20 protein-coding genes are annotated in these 20,478 nt (G+C 68.0%); 6 read left to right on the forward strand and 14 right to left on the reverse strand.

Annotated elements, in window-relative coordinates; all coding sequences use genetic code 11:
- Nucleotides 1-23 precede the first annotated feature (23 nt).
- From DFQ59_RS10465 to DFQ59_RS10495, 7 genes are all read right to left on the reverse strand, one after another.
- Nucleotides 24-509, reverse strand: coding sequence for a low molecular weight protein-tyrosine-phosphatase (locus DFQ59_RS10465; protein ID WP_114279655.1), 486 nt, complete (start codon nucleotides 507-509; stop codon nucleotides 24-26).
- 26 nt (nucleotides 510-535) lie between these two features.
- On the reverse strand, nucleotides 536-1,303 hold the full coding sequence (kdsB, locus tag DFQ59_RS10470) for a 3-deoxy-manno-octulosonate cytidylyltransferase (protein WP_114279656.1): 768 nt from the start codon (nucleotides 1,301-1,303) through the stop codon (nucleotides 536-538).
- 107 nt (nucleotides 1,304-1,410) lie between these two features.
- Nucleotides 1,411-1,590, reverse strand: a complete 180-nt coding sequence (locus DFQ59_RS10475; protein WP_114279657.1) for a Trm112 family protein — start codon at nucleotides 1,588-1,590, stop codon at nucleotides 1,411-1,413.
- Nucleotides 1,580-2,674: a tetraacyldisaccharide 4'-kinase gene (gene lpxK, locus DFQ59_RS10480; protein WP_245937251.1), complete on the reverse strand. Its 1,095-nt coding sequence runs from the start codon at nucleotides 2,672-2,674 to the stop codon at nucleotides 1,580-1,582. The genes DFQ59_RS10475 and lpxK overlap by 11 nt, the downstream gene beginning before the upstream one ends.
- Nucleotides 2,671-3,087 (reverse strand): ExbD/TolR family protein, encoded by a 417-nt coding sequence (locus DFQ59_RS10485; RefSeq protein ID WP_114279658.1) that lies wholly within the window; start codon nucleotides 3,085-3,087, stop codon nucleotides 2,671-2,673. The genes lpxK and DFQ59_RS10485 overlap by 4 nt, the downstream gene beginning before the upstream one ends.
- Entirely contained in the window at nucleotides 3,084-3,716 is a 633-nt protein-coding gene (locus DFQ59_RS10490; protein ID WP_211314879.1) for a MotA/TolQ/ExbB proton channel family protein, read from the reverse strand. The genes DFQ59_RS10485 and DFQ59_RS10490 overlap by 4 nt, the downstream gene beginning before the upstream one ends.
- A gap of 81 nt (nucleotides 3,717-3,797) precedes the next feature.
- A complete protein-coding gene (locus DFQ59_RS10495; protein ID WP_170142124.1) occupies nucleotides 3,798-6,083 on the reverse strand; it encodes a DNA internalization-related competence protein ComEC/Rec2 in 2,286 nt (761 codons plus the stop codon).
- A gap of 483 nt (nucleotides 6,084-6,566) precedes the next feature.
- On the opposite strand from DFQ59_RS10495, the gene DFQ59_RS10500 reads away from it, so the two are divergent.
- A complete protein-coding gene (locus DFQ59_RS10500; RefSeq protein WP_114279660.1) occupies nucleotides 6,567-7,079 on the forward strand; it encodes a DUF2062 domain-containing protein in 513 nt (170 codons plus the stop codon).
- 100 nt (nucleotides 7,080-7,179) lie between these two features.
- On the opposite strand, the gene lolD is transcribed toward DFQ59_RS10500, so the two are convergent.
- Nucleotides 7,180-7,881: a lipoprotein-releasing ABC transporter ATP-binding protein LolD gene (lolD, locus tag DFQ59_RS10505; RefSeq protein ID WP_114279661.1), complete on the reverse strand. Its 702-nt coding sequence runs from the start codon at nucleotides 7,879-7,881 to the stop codon at nucleotides 7,180-7,182.
- Complete coding sequence (locus tag DFQ59_RS10510) at nucleotides 7,874-9,124, reverse strand: lipoprotein-releasing ABC transporter permease subunit (RefSeq protein ID WP_114279662.1); 1,251 nt, start codon at nucleotides 9,122-9,124, stop codon at nucleotides 7,874-7,876. Before DFQ59_RS10510 ends, lolD begins: the two co-directional genes overlap by 8 nt.
- 232 nt (nucleotides 9,125-9,356) lie before the next feature.
- Between DFQ59_RS10510 and DFQ59_RS10515 the strand changes: the two genes are divergently transcribed.
- The 3 genes from DFQ59_RS10515 to DFQ59_RS10525 all read left to right on the forward strand — a co-directional run bounded on the left by DFQ59_RS10515 (nucleotide 9,357) and on the right by DFQ59_RS10525 (nucleotide 10,899).
- Nucleotides 9,357-9,653 (forward strand): hypothetical protein, encoded by a 297-nt coding sequence (locus DFQ59_RS10515; protein ID WP_114279663.1) that lies wholly within the window; start codon nucleotides 9,357-9,359, stop codon nucleotides 9,651-9,653.
- Nucleotides 9,654-9,905: 252 nt separating this feature from the next.
- Nucleotides 9,906-10,580, forward strand: coding sequence for a Crp/Fnr family transcriptional regulator (locus tag DFQ59_RS10520; protein ID WP_211314880.1), 675 nt, complete (start codon nucleotides 9,906-9,908; stop codon nucleotides 10,578-10,580).
- Between the two features lie 127 nt (nucleotides 10,581-10,707).
- Nucleotides 10,708-10,899: a YgaP family membrane protein gene (locus tag DFQ59_RS10525; protein ID WP_114279665.1), complete on the forward strand. Its 192-nt coding sequence runs from the start codon at nucleotides 10,708-10,710 to the stop codon at nucleotides 10,897-10,899.
- Between the two features lie 283 nt (nucleotides 10,900-11,182).
- Here the strand turns inward: DFQ59_RS10525 and DFQ59_RS10530 are convergent, their stop codons facing one another.
- Nucleotides 11,183-12,520, reverse strand: coding sequence for a sigma-54 interaction domain-containing protein (locus DFQ59_RS10530; RefSeq protein WP_114279666.1), 1,338 nt, complete (start codon nucleotides 12,518-12,520; stop codon nucleotides 11,183-11,185).
- Between the two features lie 125 nt (nucleotides 12,521-12,645).
- Nucleotides 12,646-13,917 carry an NAD(P)/FAD-dependent oxidoreductase gene (locus DFQ59_RS10535; protein ID WP_114279667.1) on the reverse strand — a complete coding sequence of 424 codons (1,272 nt, stop codon included), beginning with the start codon at nucleotides 13,915-13,917 and terminating at the stop codon, nucleotides 12,646-12,648.
- Between the two features lie 217 nt (nucleotides 13,918-14,134).
- Here DFQ59_RS10535 and mfd point away from each other — a divergent pair, with 217 nt between their 5' ends.
- Nucleotides 14,135-17,638: a transcription-repair coupling factor gene (mfd, locus tag DFQ59_RS10540; RefSeq protein WP_114279668.1), complete on the forward strand. Its 3,504-nt coding sequence runs from the start codon at nucleotides 14,135-14,137 to the stop codon at nucleotides 17,636-17,638.
- 409 nt (nucleotides 17,639-18,047) lie between these two features.
- Entirely contained in the window at nucleotides 18,048-18,656 is a 609-nt protein-coding gene (locus DFQ59_RS19840; protein WP_170142125.1) for a CsiV family protein, read from the forward strand.
- Between the two features lie 140 nt (nucleotides 18,657-18,796).
- Here DFQ59_RS19840 and DFQ59_RS10550 read toward each other — a convergent pair whose 3' ends face one another.
- Genes DFQ59_RS10550 through DFQ59_RS10560 form a run of 3 tightly spaced genes read right to left on the reverse strand, consistent with a single transcriptional unit; the run spans nucleotide 18,797 to nucleotide 20,461 of the window.
- On the reverse strand, nucleotides 18,797-19,537 hold the full coding sequence (locus tag DFQ59_RS10550) for an S-methyl-5'-thioinosine phosphorylase (protein WP_114279670.1): 741 nt from the start codon (nucleotides 19,535-19,537) through the stop codon (nucleotides 18,797-18,799).
- Complete coding sequence (locus tag DFQ59_RS10555; protein ID WP_114279671.1) at nucleotides 19,534-20,121, reverse strand: hypoxanthine-guanine phosphoribosyltransferase; 588 nt, start codon at nucleotides 20,119-20,121, stop codon at nucleotides 19,534-19,536. Before DFQ59_RS10555 ends, DFQ59_RS10550 begins: the two co-directional genes overlap by 4 nt.
- Entirely contained in the window at nucleotides 20,093-20,461 is a 369-nt protein-coding gene (locus tag DFQ59_RS10560; protein WP_114279672.1) for a DsrE family protein, read from the reverse strand. Before DFQ59_RS10560 ends, DFQ59_RS10555 begins: the two co-directional genes overlap by 29 nt.
- Between the last annotated feature and the right edge of the window lie 17 nt (nucleotides 20,462-20,478).

Here is a 20,478-nt window from a genome sequence, read left to right on the forward strand (position 1 = left end):
CCCGTTCCGGGGCGAACCGTCCGTTACCGTTCCAGGTGGCGCTCGCGCAGCGTCTGCAGAAGTCCATCGGCGGCCGCTTCCACCAGGTCCAGCACCTGCTCGAAGCCGGTGGGACCGCCATAGTAGGGATCGGGCACCTCGGCCACGCCCATGTGGGGCGCGAAGTCCAGAAACATGCCGAGCTTGTGGCTGGCGTGGGCCGGACTGAGCGATTCAAGAATGCGGTAGTTGTCCCGGTCCATCGCGAGGATGTAGTCGAAGCGGTCGAAGTCGGCCGCCTCCACCTGCCGGGCGCGCAGGTCCGCCAGGTCGACACCGCGGCTCCGCGCCGCCTGCTGCGTACGGCGATCGGGCGCTTCGCCCAGGTGGTAGGCATGGGTACCGGCCGAGTCGATCCGGATCACATCCCCGTAGCCCGCCTCCTCCACCAGCCGCCGGAACACGCCGTGAGCCGTGGGTGAACGGCAGATGTTGCCCATGCAGACGAAGAGAATACTGATTCTTTTCATGACGCGCTCAAGCTCTCAATCCGGTTTCACCCCAGCGCCCGGCGCACCCGCTCCAGGTCCGCTTCGGTGTCCACCCCCGCCGGCGGCCGCATATGTGCCTCGGCCACGTGGATGCGCCGTCCCTGCCACAGCACCCGCAGCTGCTCCAGCGCCTCGCTGTGTTCAAGGGCGCAGCCCGGCCAGGCGACATACTCGCGCAGAAAGCCCGCCCGGTAGGCGTAGATGCCGAGGTGGCGGTAGTGACCCGCCCCCTCCGGCAGCGCCTCGGGCGCTGCGGCGAAGGCGTCGCGCTCCCAGGGGATGGGCGCACGGCTGAAGTAGAGGGCGTAGCCGGCGTGGTCGAACACCACTTTCACCACGTTGGGATTGAACAGTTCCTCCGCCGTGCGGATGGGTTCGCACAGGGTCGCCACACCGGCATCTCCATGACATTCGAGGTTGGCCGCCACCTGGGCCACGTTCTCCGGCGGCATCTGCGGCTCGTCCCCCTGGACATTGACGATGACATCCCCGGCCGCGCAGCCGAGCTGCTCCACCGCCTCGGCGAGGCGATCGGTACCGGAGCGGTGGCTGGCGGCGGTCATGATCACCCGGGCACCGAAACCCTCCGCCGCTCTGCGGATGCGTTCGTCGTCGGTGGCAATCACCACCTCATCCGCCCCGCTCGCGCGGGCCCGCTCCCAGACGTGCTGGAGCATGGGACGGCCGGCGATCTCCAGTAGCGGCTTGCCCGGCAGGCGGGTGGAAGCGTAGCGGGCGGGGATGATGACCCGGAAGCGGGGTCTGACGGTCATGGCTCGGTCTCAATCCAGGTGCGATCGGGGCTCGGGAAGCAGCGGGGGGAACAGGGCGACGCGGACACGTTTCCATCCGGCTCCCGGCCGCCACCCCGCCGTCGCGGTCAGATCTCCTCGTCGGGCTCCAGGTGCCGCGCCTCCGACTCCAGCATCACCGGGATATCGTCCCGGATCGGGTAGGCCAGACGATCGGCCTTGCAGATGAGTTCCTGGGCCCTCTTGTCGTAGGCCAGGGGCCCCTTGCAGACGGGGCAAACGAGAATCTCTAGGAGTTTACTGTCCATTGCCAGCCTCTCTGTCGCTGCACGTGCGGGTGGTGTCCCGTTGCGCGCCATCGATGCGGTTCAACAACTGCAGCAGCCGCTGGCCGAAGGCCGGCGCGAGCTCGGCATCCACCGGCAGATACCACTGGTTGTCCACCGCGAAACGTTCGCATTTTACCGCATCCTTCTCGGTCATCAGTACCGGACGACCGTCCCCGAAAGCGAGATCGGAGGCCAGGTAGCGGTGATGATCGGGGAACGGGTGCTCCATGACCCGGATGCCGCGATCACGCAGCGCCTGGAAGAAGCGCCCGGGGTTGCCGACGCCCGCCACGGCGTGCACCTCGCGGCTCATGAAGGCACCGATCCGCAGTGGCTCTCCCCCCGCCAGGGGCACCAGCGTCTCACCCCGGTAGGTCATGGGAAACTCGCCCTGCAGGGCCCCGCCGCTGGTGACGACCAGATCGACCTCCTCCAGACGCCGGGCGGGCTCGCGCAGTGGGCCCGCGGGCAGGCAACGGCCGTTGCCCAGGCGACGGGTGCCGTCCATTACCGCAATCTCCACATCCCGGGCCAGACGGTAGTGCTGCAGCCCGTCATCGCTGATCACCACATCGCAGCGGTTGTGGGCCAGCAACGCCGCGACGGCGGCCGGCCGATCCGGGCCCACGGCCATGGGACAGCCGGTGTTGCGGGAGATGAGCAGCGCCTCGTCCCCCACCACCCCCGGGTCGCTGTCGGGACGCACCTGCTGGGGATAGCTCCGCGCCCGCCCCCCGTAGCCGCGGCTGACGATGCCGGGCCGGTAGCCGGCCGCCAGGAGAAAGTGCGCCAGCCAGATGACCAGCGGCGTCTTGCCCGTTCCGCCCACGGTGAGGTTGCCCACGACGATGACGGGCACGGGGAACCGGCGGACGCCGAGAATGCCCCGCCCATGGAGCCAGCGGCGCAGCGTCGCGACGCGGCACACCAGCCAGGACAGGGGCAGCAGCAGCGTGGAGAGAGGGCCGCCCCGGTACCAGGCCCGCTCCAGGGCCGCCGGCAGACCCCCGCTCCCCGTCGGCCTGCCCACCCCCCGCTCACCGTGCATGGTGCGCTCGGTCACGGCTCCGTGCGCTGGGTGGCCACGCGCAGATGAACGAAGCCGAGCCGGCCGGCAACGTCCATGGCCGTAACCACCGCCTGGTGGGGAGTCTTGGCATCGGCCACGATGAGCACCGGGCGATCGGTGTCGGTTCCGCCCACCTTCTCGATGGCCCGCATGAGGGTCTCGGGCTGGGTGTTGATGAGGGCCTGGTCGTTGACGTAGTAGCGCCCTTCCGCGTCCACCTGGATCTCCACCGCGTTGTCGCTGGCCGCGCCGGCCTCGGCCGAGGCCTGGGGCAGCTCGATGCGCACCTGCGTTTCGCGGTTGAAGGTGGTGGAGACCATGAAGAAAATCAGCAGCAGCAGCACCACGTCGATGAGCGAGGTGATGTTGATGTCCGGGTCGTCCCGGCGGGCGCGGCGGAAGTTCACGCCTCCCGCTCCCCGGGCTCCCGCTCCCGCTCGCCGTGCAGCACCTCCACCATCTTCAGCGCTTCCTGTTCCATGGTGACCACCAGCGCGTCCACGCGGCCGCGGAAGTAGCGGTAGAACATGAGGCTGGGGATGGCCACGGTAAGGCCGGCCGCGGTGGTGATGAGCGCCTCGGAGATGCCGCCAGCCAGCGCGGCGGGGTTGCCGACACCGAGGGCGGTGATGGTATTGAAGACCTTGATCATGCCCACCACCGTGCCCAGCAGCCCCAGCAGCGGGGTGATGGCGGCGATGGTGCCCAGCGAGTTGAGATAGCGTTCGAGGTCCATGGCCACGTGGCGGCCCACCTCCTCGATGCTCTCCTTCATCACCTCGCGGTCATGCTCGCGGTTCACCAGCCCGGCGGCGAGTACCCTGCCCAGGTGGGAATTGCGGCGCAGGCTGGCGATATGCTTCGCGTCCAGTTGGCCCTGGCGGGCCAGGTTCCAGGCCTGGGCCACCAGGTGGCGGGGGCAGACCCGGCCGCCGCGCAGCGCCCAGAAACGCTCCAGGATGATGGCCAGCGCCACCACCGAGCAGAGGATGATGGGCAGCATGATCCAGCCGCCCGATTTCACCAGTTCCCACACGTTCGACGTGACCTCCTGTTGAGTGGTGCTAACTCTACCATAAACGCCGGAACCGCCGATGGACCCGCGCCGGGCGGATGTTCAGTCCGCATGCCAGTAACGCCGGGCCGTCTCCCGGTGGCGGCGCACCGTCATCCCTCCCCGCCCCGCCGGCGGCAATGTGAGGAGGATGGCGCCGCTGGCGGCGGTGACCAGCCCGCGGGCGCCTACGGCCTCGTAGCGGGCCACCACCGGCGGACGGGGGAAGCCGAAGCGGTTGCGGTAGCCGGCGGAGTAGATGGCCAGCCGCGGCCGCACGGCGGCTACGAAGTCCGCCCCGGACGAGGTTTCGCTGCCATGGTGCGGCACCACGAGGGCATCCGCGGCAATGGCCTCCCGGTGCCGCTCCAGCAGTCGCGCCTCGCCCCGCGCCTCCAGATCGCCGCCCAGCAGCAGGCTGGCACCGCCGCTCGCCACCCGCAGCACGCAGGTGGCGGCGTTGTCACGCCACGAGCCGTCGCCCGGCGGATGGAGCATCCTGAACTCCACTCCGTCCCAGCGCCAGCTCATGCCGTCCCTGCAGGCCTCGGCGCCCGCGACCGTGGCCGCCGCCGCGCCGCCGCCGAGAATCCGGCCGGGCGGATAGGCCCGGATCAGGCTGTCCGCCCCCCCCACATGGTCGCCGTCGCCGTGGCTCAGGATCAACAGGTCCGGATTGCCGGCGCCGATGGCGCGCAGGTAGGGAACCAGTACCCGCTCGCCCGCGTCGCTTCCGGGTCCGTAGCCGGGGCCGGTGTCATACACGAGCAGGTGCCCGTGGGTCCGCACCACCACCGCCAGCCCCTGGCCCACGTCGAGCACGGCCACCTCGGCCGCCCCCGGCGCCGGCGCCTGTCCGGCGGGCCACAGCAGCGGCAGCAGCCACAGCATCCCCAGCCAGCGCCCGGGGATTCCCCGCGGTGCCAGCAGCAGGAACACGCCCGCGATGGCGAGGAGCACGGCCGCGGGCCCGGGCGCCGGGGCGCTCCACTGGGCCCACTCCAGCCCCGCGCCCCACTCCAGGCCCGCCCACAGCGGTGACAGCACGGCATGGGCGGCGCCGAGCAGCCAGGCGCCGGTCCCGGGCAGGATCACCAGCAACGCCGTGCCCGCCAGGGTCAGGGGTACCACCAGCAGTCCCATCCATGGCACCGCCACCAGGTTGGCCAGGGGCCCCACGAGGGAAACCCGCTGGAACAGCAGCAGGGTCAGCGGCGCCAGCGCCAGGAATACCGCCAGTTGCAGACGGGCGGACTGCAGCCAGCGGGAAGCACCGCCCCGACCCGCCAGGGCGAACAGGATGGCGGCCACGGCGCCGAAGGAGAGCCAGAACCCTGAATCCAGCACGGCCAGCGGATCCAGGATCAGGATCAGCAGCAGCGCCAGGGCCAATCCCCGCCCGGGCCGCACCGGGCGCATCAGCAGCCGCGCCCCGAACAGCACCCCCAGCATGACCAGCGCCCGGGTGGTGGGCAGGGAGAACCCGGCCAGCGCGCTGTAGCCGGCCGCCGCCAGCAGCGCGGCGGCCGCGGCCGCCCGGGGCGCGGCACAGCGGAGGGCGAGGCGCCGGGAGAGACGCCAGCCATGGAACGTCAGCCACCAGGCCAGTCCCGCCACCAGGCCCACGTGCAGGCCGGAGATGGCCACCAGGTGGCTGGTGCCGGTGCGGGTGAACACCTCCCACTGGCGGGCACCGATGCCGCCGCGGGCGCCCACCGCCAGCGCGGCGAGGATGCCGCCCAGGGGCTGTTCCGCCAGCGCCGCCCCGATCCGGTCCAGCAGCCGCTCCCGCCACCCGTCGAGACTGTGGCCGGACGCCTCCAGGCGGCGGTTTTCAGGGTCCTCGCGGACATAGCCGGTGGCGCCGACACCGCGCCGGTGGAGCCAGGCCTCGTAGTCGAAACCGCCGGGGTTGAGCAGGCCGTGGGGGCGCTTCAGGCGCACGCGCAGCTGCCAGCGCTCCCCGGATCGCAGCCGCGGGGCGGTGCGGTACCAGGAGAGACGGATGCGTGAAGGGCCGTCGGCCAGCGCCGGATCGAGCCAGCGCTCCACCGCCAGCACGAAGCGCAGCACCCCGCCCCCATGGTCCGGCAGCCCCTCCACCCGTCCCTCCACCAGGAGGTCCCTGCCTTCCAGGGCCTCCGGCAGTTGGGATCCGGCGCCCAGGACGGCGTGGAGCAGCGCCCACAGGAAGCCCGCCCCGAACAGCGCCGGCAGACGCCAGCGCGGCCGGCGCCAGGCCAGCCACGCCAGGACCGGCAGCGCGGCACACCAGCCCCCATGGGGCAGGGCCGGGAGCTGCTGGAGCAGCAGCACGCCCAGCAAGAAGGCGATCGTCCCTGACGCCAAGTTTCCTCCGCGGGAGCCTCCTGCTCCCATGTTTCACGCTCCCGGACCGTCCGGCCGGTGCGGGCCCGTCATCCGTTCGATTTCACCACGAAGGCACGAAGGACACGAAGAAAGGACTCAAATGAAAAGACTTTTGTTATCCGCAGATTACGCAGATTACACGGATTTTTTCCAGTCAGACCACCGGGCCGTGTGCGCTTTCAGATGTGCCCATGAGGCATATACCTGGACTGGAATCAGGAGGCATCAGAAGCCTGGTCAGTGGCAGGGCACTGAAAACAGTGCCATGTAATCTGCGTAATCTGCGTAATCTGCGGATAAAAGCTTTTCGGTGTTCTTCGTGTCCTTCGCGCCTTCGTGGTGAATACAAGCGCCGAATCCTGCGAATGCCGCGGTGTCCTGTAACCGGCCGGCAATGGCTTACGGACGAAAAAGTGTGGATAATGCCAGCTTCGTCAACTGGCGCCACGAGTTTCCGACGGCATGCCGAAGCGGCTTCTGCGTCGATATCTGCCCGACCACCACAAGATCCGGAGCCACCGCCACCTGTCACGCTTCGGAAGCCGGCTCCACGATCCCAATCTCTGGCATCTCAACCGGCGCTCTGTGGCGGGTGCGGCGGCCATCGGCCTGTTCTGCGCCTTCCTGCCCATCCCCGGGCAGATGATCGTGGCCGCGGCGCTGGCCGTGGCGGTGCGGGTCAACCTGCCCATGTCGGTGGCCCTGGTCTGGCTCACCAATCCGGTGACCATGCCGCCGGTCTATTTCTTCTGCTACAAGGTGGGCGCCTGGCTCCTGGGTCTCCCGGCACGCGCGGAACCCTTCGAGTTGAGCCTGACCTGGGTCCGCCACGAACTGGCCAGCGTCTGGGAACCCTTCCTGCTCGGCAGCCTGGTTTGTGGCCTCCTCTCCGCCGCCGCGGGCTATGGCCTGATCCGGCTGATCTGGCGCTGGCAGGTGGTGCGCAGCTGGGAAGCGCGCAAGAGCCGTCGGTAGTCGTCCTGAACCGGCTTCCGGCCGCTCCCTGCGCCGTCACCCCGGCACGCCCGGTGCCGTGTCGGACCCGTCACCCGCACGCCACCCGCGCCTCTTGCCATCAGCCGGCGGGCTGCAGCCTGCCATCCACCAGAGTCAGCACCCGGTCCATGCGCCCCGCGAGATCCGCATCGTGGGTCACCACCACGAAGCTGGTCCCCAGTTCCCGGTTGAGCTCCAGCATCAGGTCGTAGACCTGTCCGGCGGTACGCGGATCCAGGTTGCCCGTAGGCTCGTCGGCCAGCACGCAGCGTGGCCGGGTCACCAGCGCCCGGGCCACGGCGGCCCGCTGCCGTTCGCCGCCGGACAGCTCGCCGGGCTTGTGGCTGAGCCGCTGCCCCAGCCCCACGGCCTCCAGCAGCGGCGCGGCGACGGCTATCGCCTCCGCCGGGCTGGCCCCGCGGATCAGCCAGGGCATGCAGACATTCTCCAGTGCCGTGAACTCGGGCAGGAGGTGGTGGAACTGGTAGATGAAACCGAGCGCCTCGTTGCGGATGCGGGAGCGCGCACCCTCCCCGAGCCGGGCGAGGTCCTGTCCCTCCACCGCCACCGAACCGGCGCTGGGCCGGTCGAGCCCGCCGAGCAGGTGCAGGAGCGTGGACTTGCCGGAGCCCGAGGCGCCCACCACCGCGACCCGCTCGCCGATCTCCACCACCAGGTCCACCCCGCGCAGAACCTCCACGTCCAGCCCGCCTTCCCGAAAGCGCTTCGCCAGCCCGTTGCAGGTGATGACCGGGGTGGAGGACTTCGGCTTCTCACTCATAGCGAAGGGCCTCCGCGGGCTGGGTGCGCGATGCGCGCCAGGCCGGGTAAAGAGTGGCGAAGAACCCCATGCCCAGGGAGGCGGCGCTGATGCGGAGCACGTCCGACCAGTGCATGTCCGAGGGCAGCTCGCTGATGTAGTAGACATCGGCGGAGAGGAACTGGATGCCGAACAGGTGCTCGATGGCCGGCACGATGGTCTCCACGTTCAACGCCAGCGCCACCCCTCCCGCCACGCCGATGAGGGTGCCGATGGCGCCGATGAGCGAGCCCTGGACCATGAAGATCAGCATGATGCGCCGCGGCGTCGTGCCCAGGGTGCGCAGGATAGCGATGTCGCTGGTCTTGTCGGTCACCGTCATCACCAGGGTGGAGACGATGTTGAAGGCGGCCACGGCGACGATGAGCAGGAGAATGACGAACATCACCGTCTTCTCGATGCGGATGGCGCGGAAGAAGTTGGCGTGCTGGCGGGTCCAGTCGGTCAGGCGGTAGCCGGGCGGCAGGGCGCCGGCCAGTTCACGGACCACCAACGGTGCGGCGTAGAGATCATCGAGCTTGAGCCGCACCCCGCTCACCGCCCCCGCGTCGAGGCGGAACAGCCGGGCCGCGTCCTCCAGGTTCAGCAGGGCGAGCGCGCTGTCGTAGTCGTACATCCCCACCTCGAACAGGCCGACCACGGTGAAGCGCTTCATGCGCGGCTCCACCCCCACCACGGTCACGTTGGCCTGGGGGATGAGGAGTGTGACCTTGTCGCCGATGCCGGCGCCGAGGGTATAGGCAAGTTCGCGGCCGAGGACGATTGCGAACTCCCCGGCGCCGAGCGCGTCCAGTGACCCGGCCACCATTTTCGCCCCCACGTCGGAGACCCCGGGCTCAAGCGCCGGGTCGATGCCGCGCACCAGCACGCCGTGCACTGCGTTGCCGCGGCTGAGCATCCCCTGGCCGCTGACGAAGGGCGCCGCGTCCAGCACGCGGGCATCGCGTCCGGCCGGGGCGGCGACGGCGCGCCAGTCCCGCACCTCGCCCTCGGCGCCGGTGATGGTCACGTGGGCGGCCATCCCGAGAATGCGCTCGCGCAGTTCCTTCTCGAATCCGTTCATCACCGACAGCACCGTAATCAGGGCGGCCACGCCGAGGGCCACGCCCAGCATGGAGATGAGTGAGATGAAGGAGATGAAATGGTTGCGGCGCTTGGCGCGGGTATAACGCAGGCCGACAAAGAGCTCTAGAGGTCTGAACATGGGCGGAGATTAAAGCATACCGCCAGGAGACCTGCCAAAGTATCCTGCAGGGCTCGGGGGCCGGACCGTTCTGCGGGGTGTGCCCGGGCCCGCTCGCGCCGGCGCCGGGCGGAGCGGTGAAAGTGGGACCGGTTTCGGATTTTTGCCCGCTCACGGCGTGTAGATTATAGTTAAATCAGTTCGTATCTCAGAATCTTGCCATCGGCTGGAACAGGGACGAGGGTCCAACACCATGCAGCGACTGCGCATCAGCTTCCTGCTCGCCACCACCATCCTGGCCACCGGGGCCAACGCCCAGGTGCTGGAACAGCCCGCCACGACGCCCATCACCCAGCAGGGCGGCCAGTATGCCGACGCGCCGCGGCCCGGCAACGGCCTGACCATGGCGCAGGTGGAACAGCGTTTCGGCGCCCCGAAGGAGAAAGTCCCCGCCGTGGGTGATCCGCCCATCAGCCGCTGGGTCTACGACCACTTCACCGTCTACTTCGAATACGACAAGGTCCTGCACTCGGTCGTGAACAAGCCCTGAGCCGCCGCTGTCCGTCTGCGGCCCGTCCCGAACGGGATCCGTCACAGGCCGAGGCGCACCCCGCGGGGTGCGCCTTTTTTCGTATGGCGCCCCCTTGCTGTATCCTTTCACCGGATGCGTGCATCCCCCGTTGACGTACGCGGCATCGTTCTCCTGCGGAGCGATACGGAACCAATCCCTTGCGGCGAACAGCATTATGACCCTTGCTTGCCACCAGGCCCGGCGCGGTCGCCGGCTATGGGCGCGGATGCGATGAGCGGATGGATTTCGCGCTTTCCGTCCCTGGCGGACGTGGCGGACCCCCTGCTGCGCAGCAGCCTGTCCGCGGTCCGCGTCATGGAGCTTCCCTCAGGCGCAACCGTCTTTCGCGGTGGCGATCCCTGCCGCAACTACCTGCTGGTGCTCGAAGGCTCGGTGCGGGTGCAGAAGGTCTCCGAATCGGGCCGGGAGATACTGCTCTATCGCGTCGAGAGCGGCCAGTCCTGCATCCTGACCACCGCCTGCCTGCTGGCCGGGGAGGACTACGCCGCCGAGGCGGTCACCGAGACGCCGGTACGGGCGGTGGCCATTCCGCTGGGCCTGTTCCATGAGGCGATGGGGGCCTCGCGCCCGTTCCGGGAGTTTGTCTTCCGCGCCTATGCCGAGCGCATCACCAGCCTCATCCTGCTGGTGGAGGCCGTGGCCTTCGGCCGCATGGACGTGCGCCTGGCCCGCTGCCTGCTGGAGCGGGCCGGCGATGGCGCGGAGCTGAACACCACCCACCAGGACCTGGCCACGGAGCTCGGCACCGCGCGGGAGGTCATCAGCCGCCTGCTGAAGGAGTTCGAGCGTACCGGCCTGGTCCGCCTGCAGCGGGGCCGGATCATCCTGGACGACAGCGCCGAGCTGGGGCGGATTGCCTCCGGCGCAGGCGGCAACACGCCCTGATGACCTTTGGCCCCTGTGTGATTTTGTTACTTAACCCCGGGCACAACCCCGTCTATCCTCTGTCCAACGAGTGTATGCAGCGTCCCCACCCGGGGGCAGTCCGGACACGACCGAAGAGGTGGATGAAATGAAGACCAACGTTGGTGGTATCGACAAGATTCTGCGCATCGTGGTGGGCCTGGCCCTGGTGGCCGCCGCCGCGACCGGTTACCTGGGCGTGTGGGCCTGGATCGGCGTCGTGCCCCTGGTCACCGGCCTGATGGGCTGGTGCCCCGCCTACAGCCTGTTCGGCATGAGCACCTGCCCGGCCAAGAAGTAGGACCGCACCACCCCATGAACAAGGGCGGCCTTGAGGCCGCCCTTGTTCCTATATAGACAGGATTTTCAGGATTGGCAGGATTTATTAGTGCCTATCCTGGCCGCGTTGACCCATATCACCGGTGATGCGCGTGGATGGCCACCCCGTTCCATCCAGGTCGATATCACACCCTGTCAACCCAAACCAAAGCCCTGTACGAACTCGACGGCTCCAGGCCTAATCCAGTAAATCCTGTGAATCCTGTCGATTAAAAAGTCCTTTGCCCCGCCCCCCGCGCGGCGCATCAGCTGATGCGCAGGCGGCGGAGGTGGCGATAGAGGGTGCGCTCGCTGACGCCCAGTTCGCTTGCGGCCTGGCCGCGGTGGCCGGCATGGCGCTCGAGGGCCGCCACTATGGCCTCGTCGGTGAGTCGGCCACGGCGCCGGTGGAGCAGCCCCGCGGTCACCGGCTCGGGATCGGGCCCGGAATCGGGACGACCTTCCCAGGGGCGCTCGAAAACCAGGTGGTCCACACCCATGGGCTCGTCGCAGGCCAGGATCGCGGCCCGCTCGATGATGTTCCGCAGTTCGCGCACGTTGCCCGGGTAGTCGTACTCCAGCAGGGCCTGGATGACGTCCGGGGACAACGGCAGGTGGCGGTCGCCGTCCTCCAGCAGGTTGGAGAGGAAGTGCTCGGCCAGGGCGGGGATATCGTCCTTGCGCTCCCGCAGGGGCGGAATGTGGACGGGAAAGGCCGACAGCCGGTAGTAGAGATCCTCGCGGAAGTCACCGGCCTCCACCAGGCCCCGGAGGTCGCGGTTGGTGGCAGCCAGGATGCGCACGTCCACGTGCCGGTAGTCGGTCCCCCCCAGGCGGCGGATGGTGCCGGTCTCCAGCACCCGCAACAGCTTGGTCTGCAGCCCCAGCGGCATCTCGCCGATCTCGTCGATGAACAGGGTGCCGCCGTTGGCCGCCTCGAACAGGCCGATCTTGCGGCTCGAGGCGCCGGTGAAGGCCCCCTTCTCGTGGCCGAAAAGCTCACTCTCGATGAGGCTCTCCCCCAGCGTGCCGCAATCCACCACGACGAACGGGCCGCTGCTGCGGCTCGAGAAATGGTGCAGATACTCCGACACGCACTCCTTTCCCGTGCCGCTCTCGCCCTGCAGCAGCACCGTGGTCTGCGTGGGCGCCACCCGGTGGAGCAGGCTCATCATGTGCAGCAGCGGCTGGGAACGCCCCACCAGCAGGGTCTGGCTGGAGACGCGGGCGTTCAGGTGCGAGAGCTGCTCGCCCATGTACAGCACCTTCCCGGAGGCATCGAGGAGCGGCGCGGCATTGATCTGCACATACTCCTCGTTGTCGTCGCGATCACGATGGATGTGCATGACCTGGAGCGGTGCATTGTTCTCGAACACCGACTCCAGGGGACAGGTCTCGCCGTGGCGGCTGCAGGGCTGGTGGGAGTGGTGGGAGATCTCGTAGCAGTGGCGCCCGATGATCTCCTGATCCTCCTCCGCGTAGCAGCGGCGATAATGGGAGTTGGCGGCGATGATCCGGTAGTCGCGGTCGACGATGACGAAGGGCTCCGGGATGATGTCCATCACCTGCTCGCAGGTGGGCTGTTTGACCGTTTCGTCTTTCATCCTCACGACTCCTGATGTCAGTTAATGTCATGACACGGAGTCGATACTGTCATGACAGCGGCAGACTGTCAAAAAAAAGGCCACCCTCGCGGGCGGCCCGGAAAAAGCCGTCTGAACAGACCGTATTACTTGAGCTTGCCGATGCCCATCGCCTTCAGGATGTACTTCTCGTAGAGCGGCTCGGTGCTGCCCTTCTTCATCTTGCGGATGAAGTACTTCTCGAAGGCCACCTTGGCCAGGTGCACCCACTTGCCCTTCTTCATCCAGGCCACGTTGCGCGGGGGAATCTGCGGCAGGGCCACGAAGGCGGCGCCGGTATCACCCATGTCGGCGAGGCAGATGGCATTCCAGGTGGCCTTCTCGACCGGATCCTTCCCGGCGATGGCCGCCTCGATGTTGTGGGCGGTGGCGGTCACCATGGACTCGATCATGTAGCCGGTCTTGGGCGCGCCGGTGGGAACCGGGGTCGCCTCCACCGGCGGGATGGCGATACACACGCCCACCGAGTAGATGTTGTTCCACTTGGGGTTGCGCTGATAGGGGTCCACCTTGACGAATCCGCGGGGATTGCAGAGGTCGTCACCCACCGCGGCCACGGCGTCCACACCCTTGAAGGCCGGCAGCATCATGCCGAACTTGAACGGCAGTTCGTGCTCCTTGATCACCTCGCCCTTGTCATTGTGCTCGGCGACGAACATCTTGCCGGCTTCGACCTTGGTGACCTTGGCGTTGCAGATCCAGGGAATGTGGCGCTGGCGCAGCTCCGATTCCAGCATCCCCTTGGAGTCACCCACCCCCCCCAGGCCGAGGTGGCCGATATAGGGCTCGGCGGTGACGAAGGTCATGGGGACCCGGTCGCGCATCTTACGCTTGCGCAGATCCGCGTCCATGATGAAGGCGAACTCGTAGGCCGGGCCGTAGCAGGAGGCGCCCTGCACCGCACCCACCACGACCGGGCCGGGCTCCTTGACCAGGTCCTTCCAGTCGTCATAGGCGCGCTCGGCGTGATCCACGGTGCAGACGGAATGGGTATGCCCGCCCGGACCGGCACCCTCCACCTCCTCGAAGGCCAGCTTGGGGCCGGTGGCGATGACCAGGAAGTCGTAGTCCAGGACGGTGCCGTCCTCGAGCACGAGCTGGTTGTCGTCGGCCTTGATCTCCTTCGCCGGGACCGGCTTGAAGTCGATTCCCTTGCGGTTCAGGTAGGGCGCGATGGGGAAGGTCACTTCCTTGCGCGAACGCCAGCCCACGGCGACCCAGGGGTTGGACGGCACAAACTGGAAAGTCTCCGAATTGTGCACCACCGTGACCTTGTGACCGCTGCCCAGCGTCTCCTTGATCTCATATGCCGCCGGCATGCCGCCCGTACCACAACCGAGAATTACCACATGTGCCATATGCGTGACTCCTGAATCTGATTCATGGAAAGCCTGGACGCTCCGTCCGGCTTGTCTCGTGGCGTTACCCCACTCGCGCCGAAAATAAATGCACTATTTGTGCCAGTATTTGGCGGGCGGACGGGATGCCCGATATCCGCGCATGTGCGAAAATGCGTTTCCTACCCCATACACACGCGTGGACCGATTGCTCCTCTCCGCGTCAGCAGAAGCACAGATGAACTCGCCGAAACCCCGCTCAGAAACACGCACCGACCTGACCCTGGATCCCCGCCACCCCCCGCTCCCGGCGACCGGTGAACGGTTGCGCTGGGGAAACCTTCACGGCAGCAGCACCGCGCTGGCCGTCAGCAACGCCGCGCGGGATCACGCAGGACCGGTGCTGGTCATCTGCACCGACACCCTGGCGGCCAACCGGCTGGAGGAGGAGTTGCGGTTCTACACCGGAGCCTCCGAGACCTGCCCGGTACTGGTGCTCCCCGACTGGGAAACCCTTCCCTACGACCGTTTCTCCCCCCACCAGGACATCACCTCGCGGCGGCTGGAAACGCTCTACCGGCTCGGGGATCTGCGGCACGGGCTGGTGATCGCGCCGGTGAGCACGCTGATGCACCGGTTCCCGCCCCGCAGCTACCTGGATGCGGGCACCCTGATGCTCGAGCAGGGCCAGCGGCTCGACCTCGAACGGCTGCGCAAGCGGCTCGAGGCGGGCGGCTACCTCTGCGTCCCCCAGGTGATGGAGCACGGAGAGTTCGCGGTCCGGGGCTCGCTCATCGACATCTACCCCATGGGCAGCGCCCTGCCCTACCGCGTCGATCTCTTCGACGACGAGGTGGACACCCTCCGCACCTTCGACCCGGAGACCCAGCGCAGCGTCGATGTGGTGGAGCGGATCCGCCTGCTGCCGGCCCGGGAGTTTCCCCTCGACGAGGCGGCGGTAACCCGTTTCCGCCAGGCCTGGCGGGCCGCCTTCGCCGGCGACCCCTCCGGCTGCCCCACCTACCAGGATGTGAGCCAGGGTATCGCGCCGGCGGGAGTGGAATACTACCTGCCGCTGTTCTTCGAAAGCTGCGCCACCCTGTTCGACTACCTGCCGGAAGCGACCCTGGTGACCTACACCGCCGGAGTGCTTTCCAGCGCGGAAACCTTCTGGGACGAGGCCGGAGAACGCCACGAGCAGTTGCGTCACGACAGCAGCCACCCCCTGCTCCCCCCGGCCCGGCTCTTCCTCCAGGCCCACGAACTGTTCGCTTCCCTGGCCGCCTATTCCCGGGTCGAGATACACCGGGATCCCCTCGATCCCGGCGCCGCCCACCGCAACTTCGCCACCGACCCGCCGCCGTCCCTGACCGTGGATCGGCGCGCGGAGCAGCCCCTGCAGCGCCTGGCCGGTTTTCTCGACGCCTTCGCCGGACGGGTGCTGCTGTGCGCCGAGACCGCGGGACGGCGCGAGAGTCTCCTGGAGTTGCTGCAGCAGCTGCCGCTGCAGCCCCGGGCGTGCGACTCATGGCAATCCTTCGTGGACTCGGAAGCGCAGGCCGCCATTGCCGTGGCACCGCTCGACCAGGGCATTCTGCTCCCGGCCGGAGGGCTTGCCGTCATCACCGAGTCCCAGCTGTTCGGTGAACAGATCCGCCAGCGCCGGCGCCGGGTCCGCACCCGCGAACGGGACAGTGACGCGGTGGTCCGCGATCTCACCGAGCTGCGCACCGGCGCGGCGGTGGTGCACGAGGAACACGGCGTCGGACGCTACCTGGGCCTGCAGGTGATCCAGCTGGGAGACCAGGCCGGAGAGTTCCTCACCCTGGAGTACGCCGGAGGCGACAAACTCTACGTCCCGGTCTCCAGCCTGCACCTGGTGAGCCGCTACACCGGCGTCGACCCCGACCAGGCCCCCCTGCACCGGTTGGGCAGTGAGCAGTGGCAGAAGGCGCGCCGCAAGGCCGCCGAACAGGTTCGCGACGTGGCCGCCGAACTGCTCGACCTCTATGCCCGGCGCGCCGCGCGCAAGGGCCATGCCTTCGATTACGCGACCGACCAGTACGCCGCCTTCGCCGAATCCTTCCCGTTCGAGGAGACACCGGACCAGGAGCAGGCCATCGAGTCCGTCCTGGCCGATCTCCGCTCCCCCCGGCCGATGGACCGGCTGGTCTGCGGCGACGTGGGCTTCGGCAAGACGGAAGTGGCCATGCGGGCGGCTTTCGTCGCCGTGCAGGACGGCCGCCAGGTGGCGGTGCTGGTGCCCACCACCCTGCTGGCCCAGCAGCACTACGACAACTTCAGGGATCGCTTCGCCGACTGGCCGGTGCGCATCGAGGTCCTGTCCCGCTTCGGCGGCAAGCGGCAGCAGGGCGAGACGCTGGATGCCGTGGCCGACGGTCGCGCCGACATCGTCATCGGCACCCACAAGCTGCTGCAGGAGAATGTCCGCTTCAAGCGCCTGGGCCTGGTGATCATCGACGAGGAACACCGCTTCGGCGTACGCCAGAAGGAGCGGCTGAAGACACTGCGCAGCGAGGTGGACATCCTCACCCTGACCGCGACACCGATCCCCAGGACCCTGAACATGGCCATCTCCGGCATGCGGGATCTCTCCATCATCGCCACGCCACCGGCACGCCGGCTTTCCATCAAGACCTTCGTGCGCGAGCGCAACAGCGCGGTGATCCGCGAGGCCATACTGCGCGAGGTGCTGCGCGGGGGCCAGGTCTACTATCTCCACAACGAGGTGGAGAGCATCGAGCGGCTTGCCCGCGAGGTGGAGGCCCTGGTGCCCGAGGCACGGGTGAGCATCGCCCATGGGCAGATGCGGGAGCGGGAGCTGGAACGGGTGATGTCGGACTTCTACCACCGGCGCTTCAATGTGCTGGTGTGCACCACCATCATCGAGACCGGCATCGACATCCCCACCGCCAACACCATCATCATGGACCGCGCCGACAAGTTCGGCCTGGCCCAGATGCACCAGCTGCGTGGCCGCGTGGGGCGCTCCCACCACCAGGCCTACGCCTATCTGTTCACGCCGCCGCGGCGGCAGCTGACGCCCGACGCGGTGAAGCGCCTGGACGCCATCGAGCAGCTGGAGGATCTCGGCGCCGGGTTCGCCCTGGCCACCCACGACCTGGAGATCCGCGGCGCCGGCGAGCTGCTGGGCGAGGGACAGAGCGGCAACATGCAGGCGGTCGGATTCGGCCTCTACATGGAGATGCTGGAGCGGGCGGTAAAGGCGCTGAAGGAGGGACGGGAGCCGGAGCTGGACAAGCCCTTCGGACACGACGCCGAGGTCGACCTGCACCTCCCGGCCTTCATTCCCGGGGACTACCTGCCGGACGTCCCCGCCCGGCTCACCCTCTACAAGCGGATCGCCAGCGCCGCGGACGAACGGGCCCTGGAAGAGCTCCAGGTGGAGATGATCGACCGCTTCGGGCTCCTGCCCCCGCAGGTGAAGAACCTGTTCCGCGCAACCGGGCTGAAGCTCAAGGCCCGGCCACTGGGCGTCCTCAGGCTCGAGGCCGGCACGGATGGCGGCCGCATCGAGTTCCGGGACCAGCCCGATATCGACCCCATGCGCATCATCGAGCTGCTGCAGTCCAGGCCGAATGTCTACCGCCTGGACGGACAGACCAAGCTGCGCTTCAACATGCCCCTGGAAACGGTCGATCGGCGCTTCGAGGCCGTGGAGGAGCTGCTCCTCAGGCTGGGCCGCAGGGACGCGGCCTGAGCTGCCCTGCGGCCGTCCCGCGGTTGAGATGATCCGCATTTCCCGGAACCATAGACAAAAAAACGGCGCTCCAAGAACGGAGCGCCGTTTGCGCGTACCTCGAACATCTCGACTCGGAGAGTGGCTTTGGTTTCCCGTCCCTGGGAATCCGCACACCTGGAAGCGTGGCCGCGGTGTCGTTCCTCGACGGTTGGAATTATCCCGCCGGGTCCCGGTGGACGGCGATGGGTTAGTTCAACCATCCAGCCCCGCCAATTCCCACACATTTTGTAGTACATTGTCCATCTCCTCCTGGAGAGAGGCGCCCGCGCTGTTCCGCAGCCCGCCGTTCCGCCACCGCGCGGAAGCCGTGACAAGGCTGCGGGACACCGTGCAAGAGTCCACGTGTCCCATTGCAAGGAGAACCGCCTTGTCCGTCCCACGCCTGTTGTCGCATCCCGTCCTCCTGGTCCTGTTCCTGCTCTCCACCAGCAGCGCCCTGCAGGCCGAATCGCCCCCCTGGTACCGGGTGGAACTGGTGATCTTCGAGGTAATGAACGACGCGACGGGACCGGGCCCGGTGACGGCGCCCAGCCTGGACGGGGCACTGGAGCTGATCTCGGCGGGCGGCGAGACACTGCCCTACCAGGAAGTGACGCGGATCAGCACCCTGGAAGGTGTCCTCGGCGAACTCGGCGCGAACGGCGACTACCGGATTGTCTGGCACGGAGGATGGAGTCAGCCCCTGCCGGAACAGTCCACCTCGCGGCCGGTCCACCTCGCCGGCGGACGCGACCTCGGCATCTCTCCGCAGTGGCAGGGAGGCGCCCGGGAGATGGAGGGTACCGCCCGGGTAGCGCGGAACAGCTACCTGCATCTCGATCTGGACCTGGTGCTGCGCACGGCGGCGGAGGCCGTTGGCGAACCTTCCGGCTACCGCCTGGTGGAGTCACGGCGCGTGGAAACCGGCGATCTGCATTTCTTCGACGGCGGCCGTCTCGGCATCATCGCGGTGGTGGTGGAGATGGATAAGGGATAAGGGATAAGGGATAAGGGATAAGGGATAAGGGATAAGGGATAAGGATTGTGGGTGCGGATTCACCTTTATCCATTATCCATTGCCCCTTCACGCACTCGCGCACGCACGGTGACAGGAGATGGGCGGCCGGCAGGACGACCTCACAGCTGCGGCAGGACGCGCTCCAGCAGACGGCCCACCCGCTCCATTCCGGCCACCAGGGTGGCCTCGATCCGGGCCATGGTGATCTCGCCGTCGGCACGGCCGGCGGCGCGGTTGGCGACCACGGCCACCGACGCGTACTCCAGCTCCAGCTCCCGCGCCAGCGCCGCCTCGGGCATCGCGGTCATCCCGACGATATGGCAACCGTCCCGCTCCAGCCGATCCACCTCCGCGGCGCTCTCGAGGCGCGGCCCCTGGGTGGCGGCGTAGGTTCCCGTTTCGGCGGCATCCAGGCCCAGTTCGCGGGCGGCTGCGATGAGTTCACGGCGCAGGGCCGGTGTGTAGGGTTCGGTGAAATCCACGTGCACCACCTCCTCCAGGTCCTCTTCGAAGAAGGTATGGGCGCGCCCGTAGGTGTAATCGATTACCTGGTCCGGAATGATCACCCGCCCGTCATCCATGCCCTCGGTAATCCCGCCGACCGCCGCCACCGCGATGATGCGGCGCACCCCGGCCGCATGCAGGGCCCAGAGATTGGCGCGATAATTCACGCGGTGGGGAGGAATTCGATGGGGACTGCCATGGCGCGCCAGGAACGCAACCTGACGCCCGCCGACCACCCCCCGCACCAGTGCGGCCGAGGGAGCGCCGTAGGGCGTCGGCACGAGTTCGCTGTCCTGCCCCGCGAGTTGCGCCAGCCGGGTCAGCCCGGTACCGCCGATGATGCCGATGGGATTCACAGCTCTTTCACCGCGAAGATGCCGGGCGCATTGCGCAGGTAGTCCTTGTAGTCCATGCCGTAGCCGAACACGTAACGATCCCCCACCGTCAGGCCGATGAAATCCGCCTCCGCGGCCGGCGGGTTCGGCAGCTCCTTGCGCACCAGCACCGCGGCGTGAACGGCGGCCGCACCGGCCACGCGGCAATAATCCTTCAGCGCCGCCAGCGTCAGTCCTTCGTCGAGAATGTCATCCACCACCAGCACCACGCGCCCGGCCAGGCTGTGCTCCGGCCGCACACGCCAGTGCAGCTCGCCGCCACGGGTGGCACCGCGGTAGCGGGTGGCGTGGAGGTAGTCGACCTGGAGGGGAAAGTCGAGCCGGCTCAGCAATCCGCCCATGGCCGGCATCCCCCCGTGCAGGACGCAGATGACCAGCGGATCGGCCTCGGCGAGCTGCCGGGTGATCTCCATGGCCATGCGATCCAGCGCCGTCTCCACCGCCGCGCGGTCATGGAGGCACTCGGCCTCGGTTCGCACCCGTCGGATTTCCCCGGGGGCGGGAGCCTCGCCGCGATCAGAAGGTGAAGGTGACCGTGTCGTCATCCATGGCCTCGCTGATGAGGTAGGCGCCGCCGACCGTCTCATCGATCTCGGGAATGAGCTCGTCGTTGAACAGTTCCACGGCGGGATTGCACACCTTGAACCGGACGCCGGCGCGATGGGCGTCGCGGATGAAATCGTAGACCGACTTGCCGCTGTCCTCGCGGATGAACATCCGCTCGGCCACGCCACGCTGGGCGAGGGCGGCGGAACCGCCGCTGAAGGCCACCTCCACCGTGTACTCCATGGCCGCGGCAACGGTCGCGAGAAAGAACGGCGCACCCGCCTCCGCGGGTCGGGAAGGATCGGTATTGACCAGTACCACCAGCAGCTTGCTAGCCATCCGCATACTCCGGACGT

This window comes from Thioalbus denitrificans (assembly GCF_003337735.1).
GTDB lineage: Bacteria > Pseudomonadota > Gammaproteobacteria > DSM-26407 > DSM-26407 > Thioalbus > Thioalbus denitrificans.